At 30.9% G+C, this 6433-nt stretch carries 8 protein-coding genes; 5 read left to right on the top strand and 3 right to left on the bottom strand.

Features of this window, described 5'->3' with window-relative positions:
* Nucleotides 1-310: 310 nt before the first annotated feature.
* On the bottom strand, nucleotides 311-1483 hold the full coding sequence (locus ACTB1H_RS08760; RefSeq protein ID WP_463262465.1) for an iron-containing alcohol dehydrogenase: 1173 nt from the start codon (nucleotides 1481-1483) through the stop codon (nucleotides 311-313).
* A gap of 353 nt (nucleotides 1484-1836) precedes the next feature.
* Between ACTB1H_RS08760 and ACTB1H_RS08755 the strand changes: the two genes are divergently transcribed.
* On the top strand, nucleotides 1837-2253 hold the full coding sequence (locus ACTB1H_RS08755; protein ID WP_463262464.1) for a DMT family transporter: 417 nt from the start codon (nucleotides 1837-1839) through the stop codon (nucleotides 2251-2253).
* Nucleotides 2254-2313: 60 nt separating this feature from the next.
* Nucleotides 2314-2784: a DMT family transporter gene (locus tag ACTB1H_RS08750; RefSeq protein ID WP_463262463.1), complete on the top strand. Its 471-nt coding sequence runs from the start codon at nucleotides 2314-2316 to the stop codon at nucleotides 2782-2784.
* Nucleotides 2785-2802: 18 nt separating this feature from the next.
* On the opposite strand, the gene ACTB1H_RS08745 is transcribed toward ACTB1H_RS08750, so the two are convergent.
* A complete protein-coding gene (locus ACTB1H_RS08745; protein WP_463262462.1) occupies nucleotides 2803-3051 on the bottom strand; it encodes a glutaredoxin family protein in 249 nt (82 codons plus the stop codon).
* A gap of 196 nt (nucleotides 3052-3247) precedes the next feature.
* On the bottom strand, nucleotides 3248-3544 hold the full coding sequence (locus tag ACTB1H_RS08740) for a hypothetical protein (protein ID WP_463262461.1): 297 nt from the start codon (nucleotides 3542-3544) through the stop codon (nucleotides 3248-3250).
* Nucleotides 3545-3752: 208 nt separating this feature from the next.
* On the opposite strand from ACTB1H_RS08740, the gene ACTB1H_RS08735 reads away from it, so the two are divergent.
* From ACTB1H_RS08735 to ACTB1H_RS08725, 3 genes are read left to right on the top strand one after another with little or no spacing between them, the layout of a single operon-like run.
* Nucleotides 3753-4415 (top strand): TVP38/TMEM64 family protein, encoded by a 663-nt coding sequence (locus ACTB1H_RS08735; protein ID WP_463262460.1) that lies wholly within the window; start codon nucleotides 3753-3755, stop codon nucleotides 4413-4415.
* Nucleotides 4416-4450: 35 nt separating this feature from the next.
* Nucleotides 4451-5200 (top strand): glucose 1-dehydrogenase, encoded by a 750-nt coding sequence (locus ACTB1H_RS08730; RefSeq protein WP_463262459.1) that lies wholly within the window; start codon nucleotides 4451-4453, stop codon nucleotides 5198-5200.
* A 26-nt stretch (nucleotides 5201-5226) separates the two neighbouring features.
* Nucleotides 5227-5883, top strand: a complete 657-nt coding sequence (locus ACTB1H_RS08725; RefSeq protein ID WP_463262458.1) for a TVP38/TMEM64 family protein — start codon at nucleotides 5227-5229, stop codon at nucleotides 5881-5883.
* The last annotated feature ends 550 nt before the right edge of the window (nucleotides 5884-6433 follow it).

Below are 6433 nucleotides of genomic sequence, written 5' to 3'. Positions count from 1 at the left end.
AAATTAAGGTATTAAAGAGAATATCTTTTGGGATAAGGAATTTTAAGAGATTCCGAAATAGAATTATTCATTGTACAAACTAGAGGGGTCAAATTTACAAGTAAATAATATATGTGGAAAACCTATATTTTAACTAGGTTTATTTAAGTGCGCTTAAAAACCAATATACTAGTACCTATATGTAAAAATGTTCTTAAATATAGTATTGGAGCAGGATCAAAATTGATCCTACCCCAACAATTGACAAAGAGCCAAAAATAAAGATGCATGACTCATAAAATAAGAGCCATGCACCTTGGAATTGAATTAATTAAAAATCTACTTCATATCCATAGTAAGCACAGGTTAACAATCTTTCCATTTCTTCTGGAGTAATTGGCCTTGGATTAGAGCCTGTACAAGCATCTCCAACAGCTAACTTAGCAATATTTGAAACTTTTTCTTTAAATTCTTGTTCATTAATACCGAATTCTTTTAATGTCTTTGGAATACCTAGCTTCTTATTCAATTCATCAATCTTTTCACAAAGAACTTTTACACATTCTTCATCTGATCCATCTATACCAATACTCCTTGCAATGTCTGCATAACGCTTCATTGCACATTTCTTATTGAATTTAATTACATAAGGTAGATAGATGGCGTTAGCACAACCGTGTGGAATATGACCTGTAGAGAAAGCAGCTCCAGTCTTATGTGCCATAGAATGTACTATACCCAACAATGCATTTGTAAATGCCATACCTGCTAGACATTGTGCATAGTGCATTTGTTCTCTGGCATTCTTGTCTCCTTCATAGGAGTTCAACAAATGTTCAAAAATCATTTGAATAGCCTTTATTGCAAATGGATCTGTAAATGGGCTATTAGCTGTAGATACATAAGCTTCTATGGCATGAGTCAATGCGTCCATTCCAGTATGAGCAACTAATTGTTTTGGCATTGTTTGAGCTAAATCAGGATCAACAATTGCTATATCTGGAGTTATATTGTAATCTGCCAATGGATATTTTACACCTTTTTCATTATCTGTAATAACCGAGAAAGCAGTTACTTCTGTTGCTGTACCAGAAGTAGATGGTATAGCTATAAACCTTGCCTTATTCCTTAAAGTTGGCATGGAGAAAGGTTGTACAATATCTTCAAATGTCAAATCAGGATATTCATAAAATACCCACATAGCCTTAGCAGCATCTATAGGTGAGCCTCCACCTATGGATATAATCCAATCTGGCTCAAATTCTCTCATAGCTGCAGCACCTTTCATAACTGTTTCAACTGATGGATCTGGTTCAACATTTTCAAATAGCCTTGTTTCTATTCCTGCTTCCTTTAGATACTCAATGACCTTATCAACAAATCCGAATTTCTTCATTGAACCTCCGCCTAGCACGATTATTGCCCTTTTGCCTTTTAAATTCTTTAGCTGTTCAATAGCTCCTGATCCATAATAGATATCTCGTGGTAATGTAAATCTCATTATAATAAATCCTCCTTTTTTAAATTGATTATGTATATAAAATATATATGTTAAATATATAACATTTTTATTGACAATTATTTTACATTTATTGGCTGTTTTTCAAAAAAATCATTATGCAATCACTTTATAATCCTAATATTACCTATAAGAACAAATAAAATAAAGGCTGTTTATATTTTCTCGTTTGTTAATATTATATCATATTTATATTTTATTTCAAGTAAATATTGTTAAATTTGCACAATCTAAAAAATAAATCTTCCATTAAAGAAAAAACATAAATATGCTATAATCTATGCTATAACTGTACTAATTTTTTAATACAAAAATCTCATAATGGCAGGTGAAAAAGGATGAAAAACATTAAAGGTAGCATATTTCTTCTTTTAGCTGCAATTATTTGGGGTACATCTTTTGTAGTACAAAAACTAGGGATGAACTATGTAGAGCCATTTACTTTCGGAGCATCAAGATTCTTGCTAGGTGCATTGGTACTTCTTATTTTGATATTTGCATTTGATTTTATTAATAAGAAAAACAAAAAAGAATCAAATGACAATGAAAAGAGCGAAGAAAATAAATATAACAAAAAAGACTTAATTAAAGGCGGAATCCTATGTGGCTTTGCCCTATTTTTTGGAGCTTCATTGCAACAATGGGGAATTGTATATACTACTGCAGGAAAAGCAGGATTTATTACAACCCTTTATATTGTTTTAGTGCCAGTTATTGGCATCTTTATGAGAAAAAAGGTGGATTCCTATACATGACTAGGAGTAATACTTGCAGTTATTGGCCTTTACATGTTAACTATTAAAGAAGGCTTTTCCATGGAGATTGGAGATGCAATTGTTCTTGCTGGTACTTTATTTTGGGCAATGCATATAATCATAATAGATACCTTTGCCCCTAAAACCGAGAGCTTAAAGCTTTCCTGTGTTCAATTTATTACTGCTGGAACTTTGTCCCTTATTTCAGCTTTAATCTTTGAAAATCCAACTATCAGTGCAATAATAGATTGTGCTTTTCCTATTCTTTATGCTGCCATTTTTGTTGTAGGTGTCGCATATACATTACAGATAATCGGGCAAAGATATACAAATCCAACAGTTGCATCACTTCTCATGAGCTTAGAATCTGTTTTTTCAGCAATATGTGGCGCCATGTTTTTAAATGAATCAATGACTCTAAAGGAAATTATAGGATGTATTTTAGTATTTGTGGCAGTTCTATTGACTCAGATAAACTTCAAAGAGATTTTCAATAAATCTAAAACACCGGATAAATCTAATATAGGATAAAATAAAAGCGAGCAAGATTTATTGCTCGCTTTGTTTGTAATTATCCTTAAGCCATTGGATAATGTCATTTGATTCATAAAGTGGTTTTCCATCAATTAAGAGCATTGGGACTTGGTCTTTTCCACCAAGCTTAATTAATTCTTCTTCATTTTTAGGATCAGCTTGTATATCTACCATTTCAACTTCTATATTGTTTCTCTCCATAAATTGGATTACTTTTTTACAGAAAGGACAGCCTTTCATATAGTATAGCTTTAGGTTTTGCATCATCTCACCTCATTTTTGATATTGATTTTCATTTTATAATATACCCTATTTTAAATATGTCTCTTTAAATTTTATTAATTTACTTTCAATAAATTAAGTAATCCAATGTGAGCATCAGCTTAAGTCTAATCTACATTTACCAAAATTTCCTTCCGCAGTAAGAAAATTGCATTCCCTGAATTAATTTGATATAGCATTATATAAATAAAACTTGACTTAATAAGCCAAGCCTAACTGATGTAATCTGTGTAAAATACACTAATAAAATCAATACAGCATAAATACCAGTGAAGATTAAAGCAGTATTTGCTGCAACCTTATGCTCTTTTTCACATTCAGCATAAAATCCTGCTACCATCATTATAAAACCAAAAGCAATAAACATGCTTACAAGGTAGCCTTCAAAATCATATCCAACAAGCATGCATATTGCAAAGCCTATAACTACAATGTCATCAATTATAGCACCTATTTTGGCAATAGTATAATTCAATGATTATACCTCCACTCACCAAAATATTCTAATTATCTCTATTACATCATAAAACTATTCTTATTTAAACTGCCTCTTCATATTTTTCTATTCCCATTTTTGATAATAATAAATTGTAATACGACAACTGAAAACTTTTGTCTATTGAAACTTTTGGTTTTCATCCTTATAATGTTTTATTGATACCAGTCATCAGAAGTTGAAGGACGTGAAAAATAAAAAACATATTTCCATTCTTAAATACATACCTTTATTTTTATGTATTATTTTAACCATAATATACTTCAGAAACAACAAGGATATTTCTGTAGAAGCAATTTTAAATTATACACCAAGTAACCCAATTGCAGCAGCATTAGTAATATTGTTCCTTTATGTATTAAAAAGCATTAGCGTAGTTTTTCCAATTATTATCCTGGAAATTGCAGCAGGTCACTTATTTTCTACAATATCTGCAATTATTATCAATATGCTAGGTGTAATCATTGGACTGGTTATCTCTTATTTTATTGGTTATTATTCAGGTTCAGATGCCATTAATAAAATGGTTCAAAAATACCCTAAGCTTGATATGTTTGTCCAAAAGCAAACTAAAAATCCTTTTTTCACATGCTTTCTTTTGCGTGCTATTTATATTTTGCCTAGAGATGCTGTCAGCATATATTTAGGTGCTTTAAAGTTTCCATTTAGCACTTACTTGTTGACAAGTATTTTATATGCACTTCCCAGTACTATCCTGGCTACATTATTTGGGACTAGTATTACTGAACCAACTTCACCTATGTTTTGGATTTCAATACTATCTATGATACTTTTATCCTGTGGATTTTTGGTTATTTCAAAAATATTTTTTGAGAATAAACAACCATAATATTAATAAAATCTAATAAATAAGGGTGTGATAATATGGATTTTTCAAATAAAACAGTCATTATAACCGGTGCTGCCAATGGAATCGGAAAAGGGATTGCTCTTTTATATGCCAAGAAAGGAGCCAATGTAGTTATAGCTGATATTGACGAAAAAAATGGAGAAAAAACAGCAACTATAATAAAAGAACAAGGTGGCAGTGCGATTTTTATCAAAGCTGATGTCCGAAAAGAAAGAGATGTCGTACATTTAATGGAAGTTGCATTCCAAACATTTGGCAAAATCAATATCTTAATCAATAATGCTGGAAAAGGCTTATTTAAATCTCCTTATGATTTAACCCTAGAAGAATGGGATGACTTAATAAATACAAATTTACGAAGTGTTTTCTTATGCTCCCGAGAAGCAGCAAAATACATGCGTCAAAATGAAGATGGAGGTTCAATTGTCAATATAGCATCTACAAGAGCCATTATGTCTGAGCCAAATTCTGAAGCTTATGCTGCTAGTAAAGGTGGAATTGTAGCCCTTACCCATGCACTTGCTGCATCTTTTAGCAGAGATAAAATTTCCGTTAACTGTATATCTCCTGGTTGGATTGAAACAGGTGATTATTCTAAATTGCGACCAATCGATCATGAGCAACATCTTTCAGGTAGAGTAGGAAAACCCGATGATATTGCTAGGGCTTGCATCTTCTTGACAGATAAAGAAAATGACTTTATAACTGGCGTTAATCTCATTGTGGACGGTGGAATGACAAGGAAGATGATTTATGTAGAATAGATATACAATTTCCGGAGATGAAAAAAATGAAAAATAAAAGATATTTCACATTCCTTAAATATATACCTCTAGCGTTGTGCATAATACTTATTATTCTCTATTTATCAAACAAAGATAAAATAACTGTCCAAACAATTATAAACTATACACCTAAAAATCAATTAACAGCCGCACTGGTCCTATTATCTTTATATGCTTTAAAAAGCTTAAGTATTGTATTTCCAATCATTATACTTGAAGTTGCCTCTAGCCAGCTATTCCCAACAATTATTGCTTTCATTATAAATATGCTTGGTATAATATTGGGAATGGTTATATCCTATTTCGTAGGCTATTTCTCTGGCTCAAGTGCAGTTGAAAAAATCACGCAAAAATATCCTATTATTGAAAAATTCATTAAAAAGCAGAGCAAAAGCCCTTTCTTTACATGCTTTTTATTGAGAACCCTTACAGTTTTCCCTAGAGAAGCTGTAAGCATATATTCAGGTGCTGTGAGATTCCCATTTGGCATTTACCTATTGGCAGGTACTTTAGGCTCAATTCCAAATACTATACTAGCAACATTATTTGGAGCAAATGTTACAGAACCAACTTCACCTGCATTTTGGATTTCAATATTATTAATGCTTATTTTAGCAGGAGGATCTTTTTTAGTCTATAATAAGTTAGTAAAAGATAAATAGGCCGCCTAATCATAAAAGGCACTTAAGGTAAATCTTAAGTGCCCATTTTCTATATATTTTGAATCATTAAACCTTGCTTTTCCTATCTTTACCAATAAATGTTCTGGAATATTACCAATCCTATTTTATATCATTTTTGGTACAATAATCTAATTTATTGTTCACATTTTATGAAACTTTGGTCATCCCTACTTCAATTTTCACAAATACAATAATTTCCATTTAATTTTAACATAAATCTTATTGGAGATATTTTGCAATTTCACATTTAACATTCCAATGTCAAATCATTAAAATACAATTTTATGAAAAAAATGGTTCTATAATAAATGTTGGGGTGTAAATAAAATGCATCCCAATTTATCCTTTTTTGCAAAAAATAAAGCACTTGTGAAATAAATCTGCTAAAATGTAGGTACCTAATACTACACTTAGAAAGGAGATTTATTCATGTAAATGATAAACTGATAATGTAGAAAAATTAGAATCTCAAAATGCACAAATTTATACATTTTTTCTTGTATAATATTTCTAAAAAGCTTAACTGACA

It is taken from the genome of Soehngenia sp., assembly GCF_055108775.1.
Note: the sequence above shows the minus strand (reverse complement) of the source record. Positions and strands in the feature narration are given on the sequence as shown.